This is a genomic window from Mesorhizobium sp. P160187 (assembly GCF_057766425.1).
The window spans coordinates 38,570-54,407 of the sequence record NZ_JBYMDX010000002.1; the positions used below are offsets into that span (position 1 = coordinate 38,570).

Annotated in this window: 17 protein-coding genes and 1 pseudogene; 2 read left to right on the top strand and 16 right to left on the bottom strand. The window is 60.3% G+C overall.

Annotation, left to right across the window (positions count from 1 at the left end; all coding sequences use genetic code 11):
- Window positions 1-8 precede the first annotated feature (8 nt).
- The 11 genes and pseudogenes from AC3CCE_RS01405 to AC3CCE_RS01455 all read right to left on the bottom strand — a co-directional run bounded on the left by AC3CCE_RS01405 (window position 9) and on the right by AC3CCE_RS01455 (window position 11,463).
- Window positions 9-1,901 (bottom strand): annotated as a pseudogene (locus AC3CCE_RS01405) (ABC transporter ATP-binding protein).
- Window positions 1,901-3,769: an ABC transporter ATP-binding protein gene (locus tag AC3CCE_RS01410; protein ID WP_352626898.1), complete on the bottom strand. Its 1,869-nt coding sequence runs from the start codon at window positions 3,767-3,769 to the stop codon at window positions 1,901-1,903. Before AC3CCE_RS01410 ends, AC3CCE_RS01405 begins: the two are co-directional and overlap by 1 nt.
- A gap of 73 nt (window positions 3,770-3,842) precedes the next feature.
- The gene (locus AC3CCE_RS01415) at window positions 3,843-4,748 is read right to left on the bottom strand and encodes an SIR2 family NAD-dependent protein deacylase (protein WP_352626896.1); all 906 of its coding nucleotides are present in this window, start codon (window positions 4,746-4,748) and stop codon (window positions 3,843-3,845) included.
- A 32-nt stretch (window positions 4,749-4,780) separates the two neighbouring features.
- Entirely contained in the window at window positions 4,781-4,993 is a 213-nt protein-coding gene (gene nifT, locus AC3CCE_RS01420) for a putative nitrogen fixation protein NifT (RefSeq protein ID WP_023672220.1), read from the bottom strand.
- Window positions 4,990-5,310, bottom strand: a complete 321-nt coding sequence (locus AC3CCE_RS01425) for a nitrogen fixation protein NifZ (protein ID WP_352626894.1) — start codon at window positions 5,308-5,310, stop codon at window positions 4,990-4,992. The genes nifT and AC3CCE_RS01425 overlap by 4 nt, the downstream gene beginning before the upstream one ends.
- A 98-nt stretch (window positions 5,311-5,408) precedes the next feature.
- Window positions 5,409-5,603: a 4Fe-4S dicluster domain-containing protein gene (locus AC3CCE_RS01430; RefSeq protein WP_023672218.1), complete on the bottom strand. Its 195-nt coding sequence runs from the start codon at window positions 5,601-5,603 to the stop codon at window positions 5,409-5,411.
- A 31-nt stretch (window positions 5,604-5,634) separates the two neighbouring features.
- Window positions 5,635-7,113 (bottom strand): nitrogenase cofactor biosynthesis protein NifB, encoded by a 1,479-nt coding sequence (nifB, locus tag AC3CCE_RS01435; RefSeq protein ID WP_352626893.1) that lies wholly within the window; start codon window positions 7,111-7,113, stop codon window positions 5,635-5,637.
- A gap of 742 nt (window positions 7,114-7,855) precedes the next feature.
- Window positions 7,856-8,155 carry a ferredoxin family protein gene (locus tag AC3CCE_RS01440; RefSeq protein WP_023750031.1) on the bottom strand — a complete coding sequence of 100 codons (300 nt, stop codon included), beginning with the start codon at window positions 8,153-8,155 and terminating at the stop codon, window positions 7,856-7,858.
- Between the two features lie 11 nt (window positions 8,156-8,166).
- On the bottom strand, window positions 8,167-9,474 hold the full coding sequence (locus tag AC3CCE_RS01445) for an FAD-binding protein (RefSeq protein ID WP_023712672.1): 1,308 nt from the start codon (window positions 9,472-9,474) through the stop codon (window positions 8,167-8,169).
- Between the two features lie 10 nt (window positions 9,475-9,484).
- On the bottom strand, window positions 9,485-10,594 hold the full coding sequence (locus AC3CCE_RS01450; protein WP_023685019.1) for an electron transfer flavoprotein subunit alpha/FixB family protein: 1,110 nt from the start codon (window positions 10,592-10,594) through the stop codon (window positions 9,485-9,487).
- Between the two features lie 17 nt (window positions 10,595-10,611).
- Window positions 10,612-11,463, bottom strand: a complete 852-nt coding sequence (locus tag AC3CCE_RS01455; RefSeq protein ID WP_352520149.1) for an electron transfer flavoprotein subunit beta/FixA family protein — start codon at window positions 11,461-11,463, stop codon at window positions 10,612-10,614.
- On the opposite strand from AC3CCE_RS01455, the gene AC3CCE_RS01460 reads away from it, so the two are divergent.
- Complete coding sequence (locus tag AC3CCE_RS01460; RefSeq protein WP_488377094.1) at window positions 11,387-11,596, top strand: hypothetical protein; 210 nt, start codon at window positions 11,387-11,389, stop codon at window positions 11,594-11,596. The two genes, AC3CCE_RS01455 and AC3CCE_RS01460, sit on opposite strands and share 77 nt — an antisense overlap.
- Window positions 11,597-11,648: 52 nt before the next feature.
- Here the strand turns inward: AC3CCE_RS01460 and nifW are convergent, their stop codons facing one another.
- The 5 genes from nifW to AC3CCE_RS01485 are packed head-to-tail and all read right to left on the bottom strand — an operon-like array spanning window position 11,649 to window position 15,189.
- Complete coding sequence (nifW, locus tag AC3CCE_RS01465; RefSeq protein ID WP_023687348.1) at window positions 11,649-12,029, bottom strand: nitrogenase stabilizing/protective protein NifW; 381 nt, start codon at window positions 12,027-12,029, stop codon at window positions 11,649-11,651.
- Window positions 12,026-13,234 (bottom strand): homocitrate synthase, encoded by a 1,209-nt coding sequence (gene nifV / locus AC3CCE_RS01470; RefSeq protein WP_352626890.1) that lies wholly within the window; start codon window positions 13,232-13,234, stop codon window positions 12,026-12,028. Before nifV ends, nifW begins: the two co-directional genes overlap by 4 nt.
- 25 nt (window positions 13,235-13,259) lie before the next feature.
- Window positions 13,260-14,426, bottom strand: coding sequence for a cysteine desulfurase NifS (gene nifS / locus AC3CCE_RS01475; protein WP_352626888.1), 1,167 nt, complete (start codon window positions 14,424-14,426; stop codon window positions 13,260-13,262).
- 36 nt (window positions 14,427-14,462) lie between these two features.
- On the bottom strand, window positions 14,463-14,813 hold the full coding sequence (locus tag AC3CCE_RS01480) for a hypothetical protein (protein ID WP_155921674.1): 351 nt from the start codon (window positions 14,811-14,813) through the stop codon (window positions 14,463-14,465).
- A 55-nt stretch (window positions 14,814-14,868) separates the two neighbouring features.
- Window positions 14,869-15,189, bottom strand: a complete 321-nt coding sequence (locus AC3CCE_RS01485; RefSeq protein ID WP_352626886.1) for a HesB/IscA family protein — start codon at window positions 15,187-15,189, stop codon at window positions 14,869-14,871.
- Window positions 15,190-15,733: 544 nt separating this feature from the next.
- On the opposite strand from AC3CCE_RS01485, the gene hemP reads away from it, so the two are divergent.
- A complete protein-coding gene (hemP, locus tag AC3CCE_RS01490) occupies window positions 15,734-15,838 on the top strand; it encodes a hemin uptake protein HemP (RefSeq protein WP_023685012.1) in 105 nt (34 codons plus the stop codon).

A 15,838-nucleotide genomic window follows, 5' to 3' on the forward strand; every position in this document is an offset into this window, starting at 1 on the left:
CCAAGATGTCAGGTCTGAGAGCCAGCTTGGACGGTGGTATCGTGTTCGGGAAGGTCGTCGAAGGAGGCGTAGTTGAGATAGTAGAGTCTGGAATACAGGCCGCCCATGGCTATTAGCTCATCGTGGTTGCCAGTCGCAACAACTTGGCCATTCTGAAGCACGATGATGCGGTCGGCCCCCCGGACGTGGCGAGACGGTGGGCGATGACGAGGCCAGTCCGCCCTTCAAGCAGCTTGATCAGAGCCTTCTGAATCTGCAATTCCGTGTAGCTGTCGATGTTGGCGGTAGCTTCGTCGAGCACGAGGATCTTGGCGTCAGCGACGAGGGCGCGGGCGAAACTGATAAGCTGGCGCTGGCCGAGAGATAAGTTGTCGCCGCGTTCGCCAAGTTGGGTCTCATACCCGTCGGCGAGGCTCATGACGAAGTCATGCGCGCCGACGGCCTTGGCCGCCTCGATCACCTTGTCGCGCGTGGCTTCCGTCTTCTGGTATCGAATGTTCTCGAAGACCGTCCCGGTGAACAGGAATGGCTCCTGCAGCACCATGGCGACCTGGCGGCCGAGCGATTCCTGGGTGAGGTCGCGTACATCATGTCCGCCGACCAGCACCTGACCCTGCTGAACATCATAGAAGCGGTGGACCAGGGCCATCGAACTCGATTTGCCAGAACCGCTCGGTCCGACTATTGCGACCGTCTCGCCCGGATTGACCTTGAACGAGACATTTTTCAGAACCGAACGGTTCGGATCGTAGCCGAAGGTGACGTCCCTAAACTCGACCGAGCCGTCCATTTCGGGCGAAAGCACCTCGGCATTGGGTTTGTCCTTAACATCGATCTTGACGTCGAGCACATCGGTCAGGCGCTTGCCTGAGGCCATGGCGCGCTGCATGACCGAATATTGCAGGGTGAGTGAGCGGATCGGGTCAAAGAAGCGCTGGATGTAAAATAGGTAGGCTACCAACACGCCCACATCTATACGGCTATTCATGACCATCGAGCCGCCGACCACAATAACGGCGGCCAAGGCGAGGCCGGTGATGCCATCGACGATGGGCACCATGACCAGTGCATATCTGGCAGCGATCAGGTGGGTCCTGAGGTTGGCATGGGCCCGATCGTCAAAAAGACTGAAATTCACCTGCTGGCGGTCCATTGACTGTATGGTCCGCACGCCGTGAATGGCTTCGGCCAGCGCGCCATTGACGACGGAATTGGTTTCGTGTGCAGCCATGAAGGCGTCGCGGGCACGCGGCAACCAGACAATGCGGACGATCACCAGGATCGGCAGAACCGATAGCGTCAGGAGGCCGAGGCGAAAGTCGAGCCACAGCATTACGAAAACGATGCCGAAGAGAAGCGCAACATCGCCTAGGGAATATACCGAGGTTTCCAGGAACTCCTGTATGGAGTTAACGTCGCCTTGCAGGCGCGACATCAGGCGTCCGACCTCGGTCTTGTCCATGAAAGAGAGCGAAACCTTTTGCAGATGGCCAAACATGGCGCGGCGGATGTCGAACAGGACAGTTTCGGCCATTTTCCCATCCAAGGCTTCCTGCATGTAGCCGGCGGCGAAATTGACCAAAATCGCCGAAAGGAACGCGCCGACGGCCGCAAGCTGGGCTGAGCGATCGGGCCTTGCCGGGTTCATGCCGAGGTCGATCGCGTAGCGGATGATCAAGGGGATGAGAAGCTGCGTCCCGGTGAAGATCAGCATCGCGACAATCGTGACAACTACCTTTGCCCGGTAGGGATGGACGAAGCCCCAGATGCGACGGAGGATGCTCTTGTCGAAAGCCCGGCCGAACATCTCCTCCTCGATCCCGGTGCGAGCCGACGACCGCGCGCGGAGGGCGTCTCCCGTCGTCACGTTCGGCTTCGAGTTCGCCGCGGCCCTGGTCCATCAGCGGGCGCCCCCATCCTGGCTAATAATGCTATCACCCGGGCGCGTCTGGAGATCGTAAAGGGCCCTGTAGCGTCCCCGCTTCGCCAGAAGCTCTTCATGCGTGCCGCGTTCTACGATTTCGCCTTTATCGACAAAAAGGATTTGATCGGCATGCTTAAGCGCACTCAGCCGGTGCGCGATGATGATCGTCACCCGATCCTTTGCGAAGCGCCGCATCGCCGCGCGAATGCGCAGCTCGGTGCCGGCATCGATCGCGGCCATCGAGTCGTCGAAAATGATGACGGAGGGGCGCAGCATCATGGTGCGAGCAATCGTGAGACGCTGGCGCTGGCCGCCAGAGAGAGAAACGCCGCGTTCGCCCACGACCGTCTCATACCCTGCCGGGAGCCCGAGGATGTAGTCGTGGAGCTGGGCGAATTCTCCAGCGCGTTCAATTCGCTGTCTCTTCGCCCAGGGATCGCCATAAGCGATGTTGTTCTCGATCGTTGTGGTGAATAGGAACGCATCCTGCTGTACAACCGCGACCGCCTTGCGAAGGCTCTCGAGGGTGACATTGCGTACGTCCTGGCCGTCCAACGTGATGGCGCCATCGGTCACGTCGTAAAAGCGGGGGACCAGATGAGCCATCGTCGATTTGCCGGAACCCGGCGGACCGACGATCGCGATCGTCTCGCCTCTCCGGGCCTCAAAGCTGAGGTTCTTCAGAATGGCGCGGTTTTCGGCGTTGGGGTAGGCAAATGAGACATTGTGGAAGCGCAGAGTGCCGTCACTTATCTCAAGCGGTCTGGCCTCGAGAGCATCCCTGATTGTGATCTCCTGATCGAGGAGACCGAAAAGCCGCGAACCGCAGCTAGAAGCGCGGGCAAACGCATTGACCATGAGACCGATCTGGCGGACTGGCATTTGCAGCATGGTCATGAAGGTCAGGAAGGTCGCCATGGTTCCGACGCTGATCTCGCCAGCGACGAGCTTGTTGCCACCGATCCCAAGCACCAATCCCATTGAAAAAAAGTAGGACAAGGTCATCGCCGACGTGTTTGGTACGTAGATGTCAACGAGATCGTTGGCGAGGTCGAGCGCGTTCTTGGAAGCGCCGTCGAACTTCAGCATCTCATAGGATTGAGCCGCAAAAGCGCGGACCACACGGATACCTGCGAGATTTTCCTTCATCACGCGGCTTAGTACCGAAAGGCGCTCATAGAGGTCGAGCCAGGTGGCGCGCAGCCTAAGCTGTGTGGTCGATGAGCGCCAAGCGACAAAAGGCACGAAGCTGAGCGCGGCCAAGCCGAGCACGGGATCGGTCGAGATCATCATGTAAGCGCCAATCCCGATCAGCATCGCCAGCAGGAGCACCCGCATGAGCCCGGTGGAAAAATACATCCGCACGCCTTCGAGATCGAGCATTCCGGCGGTTATCAGATCGCCTGAATGGACCCGGTCGTGAAAGGAAAAGCTGAGACGCTGGATCTTGTCGTAGTAGGCGAGCCGCAATTCGTACGCGACATGATGCCCGACGGCTTCGGCAAAATAGTTCTGCGCCATCGTGAAAACGCCGCGTAGCGCGCTGACGGCGAGCAGCAGGAGAGCCGGGGCCCAGAGCGCTTGTCCTGCCGCGGCCCCCGCGACACCGCCCCCGATAGCTGTCTGGGTCTGGTCGACAGCCCGGCCGAGAAGCTGGGGAATGAGCAACTGGAGGATTGCCGCCATGATCGTCGAGCCCATAGCGAGGGCAACCTGCCACGGATGGCGCAGATTCATACGCGTGATGCGCAACAGCGTACTCAAATCCCGGCCCCAGCGCGCCGCTTCAACATGGGCCAACGAATTCAGTGCGTTCGTTGCGCCGCTGACAGCTTCACTGTTCACGGGTGTATTCCCGACTGCATTTTGCGCCTTCGAGGAAAGCCGAAGCAGACATCATCAAAGGCATCCGCCATTGTTAATCCCGTCCTGAACCTGCAGCCGTGCCCGTTCCCACAAGCCGAGCCGCCGCTTGACTTAGTGGCATGTCGATCACCGTGATTCCGCTTGCCGCAAGGAAACGCGCTTCGTTTCTGGTCAGGGTTTCCGCGTCCATTACGGTGCAATAGGGACCGCGGGAGCGCTTCATGATCTGTCTGGCGTAGGTGCGCAGCATCTGATCGTTGAAGCGGCAGCCAACGAAGAAAAATCCACGGGTGATGCGCCGTTCCTTCACAGCGTCTGGGATCGGTGTCTGGATATCAATTTCGGACAGGACTTCGACGTAGTCGGAATCTGCGACGAGAAAGTTTTGCGCGGGCGTAATACTCCCGTGAGGTGAATAGAGAACCGTCTTGGCCCCCAATCGGGGGTCGAGCTCCCTCCCGGACAAATCGTAGGTTTTCGTCCAAATGTTGCCGATTTCATTCGCGCGCGTGACGCCTTGTATCTCAACGACGTCCGTTCGGCCCGTCTCTACCAGAGCCGTGCGCATCGCGCTGTCATACCAGCTGTCGATGATGAGGGAGAGTGGCAGCCTTGCGAGCCAGGCGTGGAAGGGGGTCGGCCCCACCGGCGCTGCGAATATGTCGGTCATCCAAGCTTGAAGGGTCCGGCGATGCCGGCGCTGTTCGATGAACTGCGCAACCGACCACATATTGGTGCGGATCCTGGAAGGGGCAGGAGCCCGTGCGTTGAGTGCCGCGGCAACAACCTCCGGGGTATGCGGCACAGGCGGTTCCACACAGTTCAACTCAAGAAGACCCGGACCGAGATAGGGGATCACCTCATCGGCGGCGAGCGCTCCCTTCGCCAGGTCAAGCAGCTTTTCAGCAAAACTGTCCCGCACAATGACGAGGTGGCCCGATGTCAGGATCGTGTTCATCTCGTTTCCTCGCGACGCACCTAGGGGCAGCATCAGCCCTCTTCGGAAATCTTCCTTGCCTCGACGGTGATCGGCAGACGCGTATCATGTGGGAGATCGGGTAGGAGGAGCCGCCACCCGTTCCTGAGCGTGACCGTTCCGCCCCACAACTCTTCCTTCTCCAGTTTGATGATCGGCTCTTCGAGGTCCTTTTTGGGGACATACGCCGACAAACCAGCATCGGTCCTGCGGATCATGACTTTCATCTGGCCGTCCCTTCATTGGTATTGCTTTCAGCACTGCAGGGCGCCTCGGCCTTGTCGAGGCTCATCAGTTCACGCGCTCGCATACCGACGACGGTGCCACGGTCGATCCACTCGACCGCATAGATGAAGAACTGCTGGAGAAAGGTGCCAATGTCGCGCACATATCCCTCGTCCCCCTTCCGCACGAGATTTTCGCCGATCTCCCTGCCAGGATAGGTGCCGTCATTCTTTATGTGGCGAGTGGCACGTACCCGCTCTCCCGGCATGAATCGTGGAGACCTGCGGATTTCGATCTCCTCTTCGCGTCCGAGCGACATGTCCGTTCCCTGATTTCTCTTGCGGCTGAGATTGCGAACAAGGCGTTCCAGGCGTCCTGCGTAGGCAGCCCCCAACCATGTCGGCAGTCCAATGTCCGTTACGCAGGAACGCAGGTCTTCGGCACCGGACATACCGAGGCACATTGCTGCGCATCGAAGACCCCCTCGCATTCGGTGCACTTCTGTGACTCGATCACGTAGCTCTCGCCTTTGAACTTGATCGCGCCCGAAGGACATTCGAATTCGCAGGCGCCGCATTGGGTGCATTGGGATGCGATGATCTTGAAAGCCATTTTAACTCCTGGTCCGAATGAATGAGACAGCTCAGGCCGTCGCCGCGAGTGTGGGGGTCCCAGACGCGGCGATGTAAATCGCGCTGATTGCTGTCTCGATATAGTCATGGGCACAGGCGTCGGTGGCTCTGATTCCGGCCTCCGCGAGCTGATCCTGCGGGCAATTTCCGATCTTGGCGCACAGCACGATATCTATGCCTTGAAGCGCTGCGATGACGCCATCGAGGGCGGCTTCTGCGCCCCAGCCGCCGAGGCAATACTTGTCCACCTCCCGATGCCCGACGAAGCTGATCCCTTTCAGCGAGGCTTGATAAACCTGGAATTCCTTCGCATGGCCGAAATGCTCATTGACGCGGCCGCCGCCCTTGGTCGCCACCGCGAAGAGAAGGGACTTGCCGCGGCTCGCTGCCTTGACCAATCCGATCGCTTCTCTCCTAGCCTCGACGTGATCACGGCGCTCCTCCGCGACCAGCTCCCGATAGGCCTTGCGTTTGCTGGCATCGTAGGTGACCTCGCCGGGAATCCGGTCGACTGTGAATTCCTGGCCACGATCTTCTCCGAGCAGGCCCACGGCATCTGCCCGGCACTGCCGGCAGTGCCGCATCAACTGGGCGCCACCTTCGACACGATCCTGAAGAGCCTTCATCTCCATTGCGTTTGGGCCGCGCTGCCCGCTCAGTCCGTAATGCGTGCCGTGTGCCGGGTCCGAAATCAGCGGCATAAGGTTGTGCAGGAACGCGCCTCGCTCCTTAACCCATCTATTCACCTCGATCAGATGCTCATCGTTCACGCCTGGGATCACCACCGAGTTGATTTTGGTGAGGATGCCCCGCGCGGTCAGCATCTCCAGGCCCAACATCTGCCGCTGGTGCAGGATCCGGGTGGCTTCAATGCCGACGTAGCGGCGATGATCGTGAAAGATCCAAGGATAGATCTTTGCACCGACCTCAGGGTCGACCATGTTGATCGTGATCGTCACGTGATCGACATTCATGTCAGCAAGCTCATCGACACGGTCGGGCAGCGCCAGCCCATTCGTGGATATGCAAAACTTGATGTCTGGGATTTCCCTGGCGACCCTGGCGAAGGTCGCCTTCGTCTTCTTCCAGTCGTAGCAGGCGTCGCCCGGTCCGGCGATGCCGAGCACGGAAAGCTGCGGCACCTCGTTGGCGACCGCGATCACCTTGCGTAGCGCCTGTTCGGGCGTCAGCTTTTCAGAGGCCACCCCAGGCCGGCTTTCGTTGGCGCAGTCATATTTGCGATTGCAGTAGTTGCACTGGATGTTGCAGCCCGGCGCGACCGCGACGTGCATACGCGCGAAATAGTGATGCGCCTCTTCTGAAAAGCAGGGGTGATCCTTGATCTTCTCCCAGACAGCCGGATCCGTGTCGTCGGGCTTTGTCGACGAGCCGCAGGACGAAGACGCGCAGCCACCGGGTTTCATGGTGCCAAGCAACTGGTCACCGAATGTCGTGCTGAGGCTCTCAAGCGAAATTGCCGGTGCAGACATGAACGGCTCCGTTGCTGCGTGATGTCGCAGTTCAAAGCGCAAGAGCTATGCCAGCTCAAAGAGCTGTTTCGGTTCACGAATAGGCTTCTCGTGTCAGATTCCTTCGGATTGCTCCGACACACCTTTGTCGGGCTTACGACAGTGGACAGGCAAATAGGGTCGCGAAGCTAGCAGCCTCGGGCGCGCAGAGTGTGAGCGAGACCACTCCGGGCTGCTTACGCTTGACGTCATCACGACGTCTGGAATTTCTTCACCTTGTTACCATGCCGGCGCAGGGCGTAGCCGATTTTCCAGGGCGTGAGGCCAAGGATACGAGCCGCCCTGGCAAAACCCAACCGGCCTTGTCAATCGCGTCGATCAGCCACTAGCGTTCCGTCAGATGCGGGCGACAAGCGCCATGGTTCGGACGCCGGCCGTAAGGGGGAGATACCTTGCTGCGGAGGCGCCGATGCGACTGGCCGGCAGCCGCAATTCGCTTGATGTGTTACGGCCAGTGGTATGAGGTGGCGAGTGGCTGATTGAGGTGCGTGGGTATTGCCGGCAGTGGCGGCAATCTCCGGCTCTCCTTCAGCGTCCAGACGACGACTTCTCCATCACCCGTCTGCAGAAACGTGGGCAGGACGTTCACGACAATTGGCCAGCGTATGGCGAGCGCAATCTCCAGCTCGCTTGGCGCGGTCAGCACCTTCACATATCGTAGAGTCCCTGAGCGCGGTATCTGCTTAGGTCATGCGTGCGCCGGTCATCCGAATTTAAAGAGGATTCCGAAACCGCCGCGTGGATAGTTCCACTCGATCTCACCACTCGTCCCGCACAAAATCCGGCAGGTGCCGCACTCCATGCAGCCGTCGGCAGTGATCTCCACTTGACCCTTGTCGTTCAACTCATAACATTTCGCCGGGCAGACGTGGGTCAGCGCGAGCAAATTCGCGCTCGGCTTCTGGTGCGGTCGCACTTTGATGTGCGGGCGGCCGGAATCCACCAAGTAGCGGTTCTGGTAAAGCTTGTCCTCGACACGTGACTTCGTCGCTGCGCTGGTCATTTCGTCTCCCCTCAGCGCCACGCCAATGCAAGGCGGACCGCGTCGCTGACCAGCCCCCAGCGCGAGCGCGCCTTGATGAAGGCCGCCGTGGTCGCCTTTTCCTTCTCGATCTTCGGCGTGCCGTCGACACGCATGAAGTTCTGCGCAGCTTGCGACATCAACCGCGGATAAGTCGTGAAATAATTGCATGAATTGGTGTGGAGCAAGGCCGGCATGTCTTTGTATTTCCTCAGGTCCTTGACCACGAAGGACTTGTCCAGCATGGCTTTGTAAAGGGCGAGATTCCGTTTGTTCATCGGACCGTTGCGGCTCTTGACCTCGACGATTGCCTCAGCCGCAATGCGGCCGGAGGTCATGGCGAGGTTCGAACCCTCGCGGTGAATGGCGTTGTTCAGTTGCGCGGCATCGCCGACCACGACCCAACCATCGCCAAAGAGCTGCGGAATAGCCTTGTAGCCGCCTTCGGGAATGAGGTGTGCGGAATATTCTTTCACTTCCGAGCCGGCGATCAGCGGCCGGATCGAAGGATGGCTCTTCAAGGCATCAAGGAGAACGTAGGGGCTCTCGACCATCGCGGCAAAATCGGAGACGAGGCAGCCAATGCCCAGTGAGATGGACTCCTTGTTGGTATAGAGGAAGCCGAGCCCGGCCATGCTGCGGGAGGTCGTGCCCACCGCCTCGATCACGCAGCCCTCATCGCCCTTTACGCCGAACCGCTGCTCAATGACCTCTTCGGGCAAGAAATGCATTTCCTTGACGGCGAGGGCCACGGTTTGCGGCTTTGGCATCTCGCGCAGGCCGGCTCGAGTGCCAAGCAGTCCGCAGACACCTTCTGCGAGAACGACCACGTCCGCGTAGATGGCTCCGCCCGCCCGGTCTGTGCGGACGCCGATCACCCTGTCATTGGCATCACGGATGAGTTCCGTCACGGTCGTCTCGCACAGAACGGTCGCGCCGGCCGCGCGCACCTTACGCGAAAACCATTTATCGAACTGGGCACGGATGATCGTGTATCGGTTGGGCTTCGCCTCATTGAAGTCGTCCGACCTATAGTGAATCCCTGTATGGGATGTGTCGTCCATCACCCAAAGCCGCTGTTCAACCAAATGCCGCTCGAGAGGCGCATCATCCCGGAAATCCGGGATGATCTTCTCCAGCATGTTCGCGTACATGATGGCACCCTGGACATTCTTGGAGCCCGGATATTCACCGCGCTCCAACTGCAGCACCTTCAGGCCATGGCTGGCCATGGTGTAAGCAGCTGCGTTTCCGGACATGCCTGCCCCAACAACAATGGCGTCGAAGTTTTCCTCGATCATGTCCATCCCCTTAGCTCGAAAGCTTATCGCGACTGTGGGGCGACAGCCGCCGGGTGAAGGCTTCCGTCAGTGCGGGCAGGAAGCGGATCGCGTCGGTGACGATTCCGAGGTGAGCGAAATCGAAAATCGGCGCGTTCGGGTCGGTGTTGATGGCCACGATGAGATCCGCCCCCTCCACGCCAACCCGATGCTGGACGGCGCCGGAAATCCCGGCCGCTATGTAAAGCTTCGGCCGGATCGTCTTGCCAGTTTGGCCGATCTGCCGATCAGCTGGCATCCAGCTCTTCTGGACCAACGGACGCGAACAGCCGTGCTCGGCGCCGATTGCTCGTGCGAGGTTCTTCACAAGCTGCAGGTTCTCCGCCGCGCCAAGACCAAGGCCTCCCGCAACCACGACGTCGGCATAGGCAAGGTTTGCCTTCGCCGACTGATTGTCCGGCAGGAAGCCGAGGACTTTGGTAGCAATCTCGTCCTCGGCAAGCGAAAGCTTGTGCCGGATGACACGCCCGACCGGTTTATCCGTCCGCTGCGGCATGGGCATGACCCTCGGCCGCACGGTCGCCATCTGCGGGCGGAAATTGAGCGTATAGATCGTGCACAACAAGGAACCGCCGAAAGTCGGACGCGTGGCGGCGAGCGAACTGTCGGTATCCACATCGAGTTCGGTGCAGTCGGCCGTGAGCCCCGTCTGCAAGGTCGTCGCCACGGAGCCGGCAAGATCCCTGCCCAGTGTGGTGGCACCGAGAAGAAGGATTTCGGGTTTGTGGGTATCGACCAGATCCGTCAGCGCCTTGGTGAAAGGTTCATTCCGATAGTCGGCGAGCAGGGGCGCCTCGGCGATGTAGACAAGGTCAGCGCCATACGCGAATGCTTCGGCAACGGCGTTCCCGACGGCCTCTCCCGGCGGTCCAAGCACGACGCCTGCAAGCTGGACCTGAAGCTTGTCTGCTAAGTTGCGGCCTTCGCCGAGCAGTTCGAATGACACCGGATGGACCTCGCCACGTTCGAGCTCGATGAAAACCCAAACGTGCCGATAGTCCTTGAAATGGGCGGGCAACTCCTTCTTTATGCCGGCGCGGCCGGCGGCAGGGCGAGGGGTTTCTCCGTTCGCGGTCGACATCGTTTTGCTCCTTGCCGTCACGCGCCGCCGTTAAAGGCGAGCTCATGTTCCAGCGCCGGCTGGCGGGTGAAGATTGCGGTGATGAGTTCGTCAGCGACATCGCGCAAGGCCTTCTCGGCGGTGTCGATTTGTGTCGCCTTTTCAGCTCGAGCAGGAGGGGCGAAAACACGTTTGACGACCGTCGGTGAACCGCGCAGGCCGCATTTGGTGAGATCCTCAATGCCGGCGTCGGCCGCGCTCCATTTCAAGACCTGGCTGCGCGCGGCGCACAAGGCGTCCTGGATCGACCCCCGGCGGATCTCGTTTGTGCCTTCCAGCATGGTGATGAGGCAAGGGAGCCTGCTCTTCAGCATCTGTGTGCCGCCTTCGGAACGGCGCTCGACCTTGATCTCGCGTGCAGCAAGGTCGACAGAAGGGATCTTCGCAACATAGGTCAGTTGCAGGAGTCCGAGGCGCTTGGCGATGCCGGGCCCGACCTGGGCGGTGTCGCCATCGATCGTCTGCTTGCCGGTGAAGACGAGGTCTGGCGTGCCGAACGTCTCGCCAATCTTCGCGATTGCCTGGGAAAGGGCGAACGAGGTTGCCAGCGTGTCGGAGCCGGCAAAATAGCGGTCGGTCAAGAGCACCGCTCGGTCGGCGCCGTAACCGAGCGCCTTGCGCAGCGCGTCCTCTGCCATGGGCGGACCCATAGTGAGCACAGTGACTTCGCCGCCATGTGCGTCGCGCAGTCTGAGCGCTTCTTCGAGGGCGAACAGGTCGTAAGGGTTGATGATGGTCGGAACACCCTGGCGCATGATCGTGTTCGTGACCGGATGGACCCTTATCTGTGCCGAGTCCGGCACCTGCTTGATGCAGATTACGATGTGCATTGGCGGTTTCTCTAGGCTCCTGTCCGGGTCCGGCATTGCGGTTATCTCCTTGATCCGCATTATTCGTGCCAAGTCTCTTGCGCTCCCCCTTACCTACAACTTCGGCTGGTTGCTTCTGACGGCGCTGTGGTGATGATCGGATTTGGCGGCTGCTCGACATTGTCGCGTCGCACCCTTGTCGCCGATCATTCCCGTCCGAACCGCTTCAGTACCGAGTCGAACGGAACAAAGGTGTGACCCGGCGCGGCAGGTTTGTTCGGATCGTGGTCCTTGAGCACCTTGAAAATCCGATGCGTGAGCGGCGAGGAAATCGCAAAGTCCTCGTAAGCTCGTTCGAGCGTCGCGCGCACCCTCGCGGCAATCACCTGGTCGGGCAGACCGGAGAAATCTTCTTCGGCGAGGTATTGGCCCACACGCTTCATGATATGGAGCCGCGAGACATTCAGTACCTTCGGGTCATAAGCGACGCCTAGGACTGAGAAGAATTCCTCTGCAGCCGACAAGCGCTTCAGTCGTGCGAGGATGTCGGTGACATCCATGGGGCGGCTGTCAGCGGAACAATTCATTGCATTCTTCCTGGTCGCAAAACTATGGCCTCTGTGCGCTCGCGCACGGCTGACTTGGACCCGCACAGCTCGATGAGGGATGCCTCGCTGCACATTCCATCGTAGAGCTCGACCAGTCGAGTTGCAGTGACGGTCGATTTGGTCTCGGCCGCCTCGCGTCGGACGCGGGCCACCATCGCGGCTGCCAGATCCGGGTCGAGATCGCGACCGCTTTCGCTCAGCACATGGGCAATCGCAGTGGCGCCGGAATGCTTGCCGATGACGATCCGCCGGCAGCGGCCCACGAGAGTCGGATCGAGCCCCTGATAAGTACGCGAGTCCTTCAGCAGCCCTGCGACGTGAATGCCGGATTCGTGGGTGAAAACATCGGCGCCGACGACCGACTTAGTGGCTGCGGTCTGCCGGCGGGCGGCCCAAGCCACCTGGGCGGCGAGGCCGGGCAATGCGGTCAGCTCAATGCCGGTGTCTGCGCCGTCGAAGACCGCCATTGCGGCGGCCACCTCCTCCAGCGCGGCATTGCCCGCACGCTCGCCGAGCCCCAGGACGGTGACGGAGGCATGGCGCGCGCCTGCGCGGATCGCCGCCAGCGTGTTGGCGCCCGCAAGTCCGAGATCGTTGTGCGCATGAAATTCAAGGTCGATTGGAGACTGCACCACGAGCTGGGCGACAAGTTCGAAGGTCGAAAACGGGTCGAGAACACCGACTGTGTCGGCCAGCCTCACGCGGCTTGCGCCGGCGCGTGCGGCCGTCTCGATGACGCGGGCGAGATGATCCCGATTGGCCCGCGAGGCATCCTCGCAGCCCACCGCGACGAAGAAGCCGGCATCGGCGGCGCGCCTGACCATATGATCGATGACCTGGAGCGCTCCCGCCTTGTCGAGGCCGAGCTTGGCGGCAAGTTGGATGTCCGACGCAGGCAGCGACAAATTGACCGCTTGGACGCCGCTCTCGATCGCTGCATCGAGATCCAACGACGTCATCCGGCACCAGGCCATGAGCCGAACCGGAAGACGCCGCGCTACCACGGCGCGAATTGTTTCCATCTCGTCGACGCCCATGACCGGCGTGCCGATCTCGATCTCTGTCACGCCGGCCGCCGCAAGAGACTCAGCGATCTCCAGCTTTTCCGTCGTGGTGAAGGCGACGCCCGGCGCCTGCTCGCCATCGCGCAAGGTCGTATCGTTGAGGGAGACATGACGGGTCATGACAGGTAGCCTGTTCTTCTGCGGCTCACGCATAGACCGGATTACCCGGCCCAGAACCGGAAAAGCTGCGCAGCTTCCCCACGATTCCCGGCATGACCTCGAGCACCCGGTCGATGTCCTCTTCGCTGTTGTCCCGCGCCAAGGAGAAGCGGACTGCCGCGTGTGGCGTTTTCATCGCGCTTAGGACATGGCTTGGTTCCAGAGAGCCGGAGGTGCAGGCCGAGCCAGAGGAACACGCGATGCCAATGCGGCTGAGGAGAAGTGGAATTCCATCACTTTCGACATGTTCGAAGGAGATGTTTGCGGTGTTGGGCAATCGTTGCAAGGGATCACCAGTGACACAGGTGCTTGGGATGCGCTGGAGGATCCCGCCCTCCAGGCGATCGCGGAGCGACTTTACCCGTGTGGTCTCGTCGTCCATGAATTTCAAGGCGAGTTCGGCCGCCGTGCCGAGCCCGGCTATGCCGGGCGTATTCTCGGTGCCAGCACGCCGGTTGTGTTCTTGGTGACCCCCCTTGATCAGCGAATGGAAATCGACGCCACGTTTGACGAAAAGCGCACCGATCCCTTTCGGCCCGTGCAGCTTGTGGCCGGAGAGCGACAGCATGTCGATTGCGGTCGACTTCAGGTCCATCGGAAGCTTGCCGACCGCCTGCACAGCATCGGTATGGAATAGGGCGCCCACTTCCTTGGCCAACTCGGAAAGCCTTGCCACGGGGAAGATCACACCAGTCTCGTTGTTCGCCCACATTATTGATACGATTGCAACCTGTGGGGTGAGGGCGGCCATATAGGCGTCGAGATCGAGCCGACCACGGCAATCCACCGGGATCCTGTGCACCTTGAGGCGGCGGGTCTTCTCAAGATGCGCGCAGAGCGTCAGCACGGCGGGATGCTCGACCGCGGACGTCACGATCTCGGTTCGGTTGGGCGCCGCCTCGAGCGCTGAAAGAAGCGCTGCATTGTCGCTTTCTGTCCCACCCGAGGTGAAAGTGATCTCATCCTCGAACTCCGCGCCGATCAGCGCTTGCAACTGCCTCCGCGCCTTTCTCACCGCCGCACTGACTGAGGCGCCAAGAGCGTGTGACGACGAAGGGTTGCCGAATTGATCCCTAAAGAACGGCAACATCGCTTGCACGACCTCAGGATCGACCCGTGTGGTTGCGTTGTTGTCGAGGTAGACAGGCTTCATAGGTGCGATCCTCAGTTAAACAGAATGACGCGAGCGCTAGACCGACTCGTTGAGCCTCTGGCGCATGCCGTTGATGATCATTTGAACTGGCAGCGCGCGCAGGCGCCCGGAGTGTTTGACGTAAACCGGATCTCCGTCGATATGGACATGTTCGCAGTGGCCGTAGGTCAGCCCGCAGGTAAGGACGCCCGAACGCGATAACGCTACCGATGAGCCGAATTTGGCGCAGCGGCGCGATTTGTCCGCAAGCAGCTCGGGTGCCACCAGGAACCGAGCTGCTTCGGGAGGCGACGTTCTTTGAATCCTACTGGGAGCGAATGGCGGTCCCGAGATCGGCTTTGACCTTGTCTTGTTTTTTAGGACGGGGACATCTGTTGTGCCGGCCATATAAGTCTCCTCTGCCGCAAAATCACTCTGTCGGCCGCACAGGCGCTTCGGGCGTTTAACTGAAGGACTTGCCGCAGCCGCACTTTTCGCGCGCATTGGGGTTATCGAAGACAAAACCGGAAGATTGGAGCCCGGTGAGGAAGTCGACGGTCATGCCGGCTACATGGGGTTGGGAGCCCGCGTCCACGAACAGCTTGACCCCATCTGTGTCAGTGATCGCGTCGCCCTCGCGCGACACGCTCTCCAGGCCCATTAAGTATTTGAAGCCGGCGCAGCCGCCGGCCTCGACCATAATGCGAAAGCCTTCCGCCGGCTCGCTGGCGCGGGACAGAGCAGTCTTGAAGGCGGCAACAGCGTTGTCGGTGAGCGTAATCATGGCTCCATTCTCCTCAGTCCGGGACCTGCTTGCCCATCACGTCGCATGCACCGTGCCAAAGCCAAAAAACGTTTCAACACAGCGCGGCATCTCTCACACTGGTGCTTCTTGTGAGTGCATTGCTGAGAAGGTGTCGGCCAATCGACACGTGCTGTCGGGTTTGTCGGGTCCGGCACGAGGGATGTTGGCCTGAGTTCTTGGGTGAACTCACATCACCAAGGACAGAACTTCTTCTGAGCTTGCCTCGGCGCAATTGGCACGGTTTTTGAAGCTCCGTTTGGCGAGACGGCAAGAGCATGCCGATCCACAACCATGCCGTGGGTGCCATCGCGATGGATGGGGCGAAGCAAGGGAGTAACATGTCAGGACCGTGGTCAGATACGCGTTGTTTGGCAAAGCAGCGCCGCCCATGGCATCCGAATGCCCGCTTGGCCGATTGCGACAACATCCACACTCGCTCACCACCGCCCAGTAGCCGCCGACCGGCTCGATGGCATGCCATCGGCATGTGGCTGCTCGCTGGTTTTCGCACGGGTGCGACGCCGTGCGCACGCTGTCCAGCGACACCTTGTTCATGGGCCAGCAGCAGATCAGGATCGAGCATTTCGGCGCGCCTTATCGGCTGAAGATTCCCGGGCAGGGCAGATGA

Excerpts from the sequence above, each read along its gene's own strand:
- nifS (WP_352626888.1), bottom strand. The coding sequence starts at position 14,426 with ATGAAGCCTGTCTACCTCGACAACAACGCAACCACACGGGTCGATCCT.
- AC3CCE_RS01440 (WP_023750031.1), bottom strand. The coding sequence starts at position 8,155 with ATGACCAGCGCAGCGACGAAGTCACGTGTCGAGGACAAGCTTTACCAG.
- AC3CCE_RS01430 (WP_023672218.1), bottom strand. The coding sequence starts at position 5,603 with ATGGCTTTCAAGATCATCGCATCCCAATGCACCCAATGCGGCGCCTGC.
- nifW (WP_023687348.1), bottom strand. The coding sequence starts at position 12,029 with ATGAATTGTTCCGCTGACAGCCGCCCCATGGATGTCACCGACATCCTC.
- AC3CCE_RS01450 (WP_023685019.1), bottom strand. The coding sequence starts at position 10,594 with ATGTCGACCGCGAACGGAGAAACCCCTCGCCCTGCCGCCGGCCGCGCC.
- AC3CCE_RS01415 (WP_352626896.1), bottom strand. The coding sequence starts at position 4,748 with ATGAACACGATCCTGACATCGGGCCACCTCGTCATTGTGCGGGACAGT.
- nifV (WP_352626890.1), bottom strand. The coding sequence starts at position 13,234 with ATGACCCGTCATGTCTCCCTCAACGATACGACCTTGCGCGATGGCGAG.
- AC3CCE_RS01455 (WP_352520149.1), bottom strand. The coding sequence starts at position 11,463 with ATGCACATCGTAATCTGCATCAAGCAGGTGCCGGACTCGGCACAGATA.
- AC3CCE_RS01460 (WP_488377094.1), top strand. The coding sequence starts at position 11,387 with ATGATCGTGTTCGTGACCGGATGGACCCTTATCTGTGCCGAGTCCGGC.
- AC3CCE_RS01485 (WP_352626886.1), bottom strand. The coding sequence starts at position 15,189 with ATGATTACGCTCACCGACAACGCTGTTGCCGCCTTCAAGACTGCTCTG.
- nifB (WP_352626893.1), bottom strand. The coding sequence starts at position 7,113 with ATGTCTGCACCGGCAATTTCGCTTGAGAGCCTCAGCACGACATTCGGT.
- nifT (WP_023672220.1), bottom strand. The coding sequence starts at position 4,993 with ATGAAAGTCATGATCCGCAGGACCGATGCTGGTTTGTCGGCGTATGTC.
- AC3CCE_RS01480 (WP_155921674.1), bottom strand. The coding sequence starts at position 14,813 with ATGGCCGGCACAACAGATGTCCCCGTCCTAAAAAACAAGACAAGGTCA.
- AC3CCE_RS01445 (WP_023712672.1), bottom strand. The coding sequence starts at position 9,474 with ATGATCGAGGAAAACTTCGACGCCATTGTTGTTGGGGCAGGCATGTCC.
- AC3CCE_RS01425 (WP_352626894.1), bottom strand. The coding sequence starts at position 5,310 with ATGTCGCTCGGACGCGAAGAGGAGATCGAAATCCGCAGGTCTCCACGA.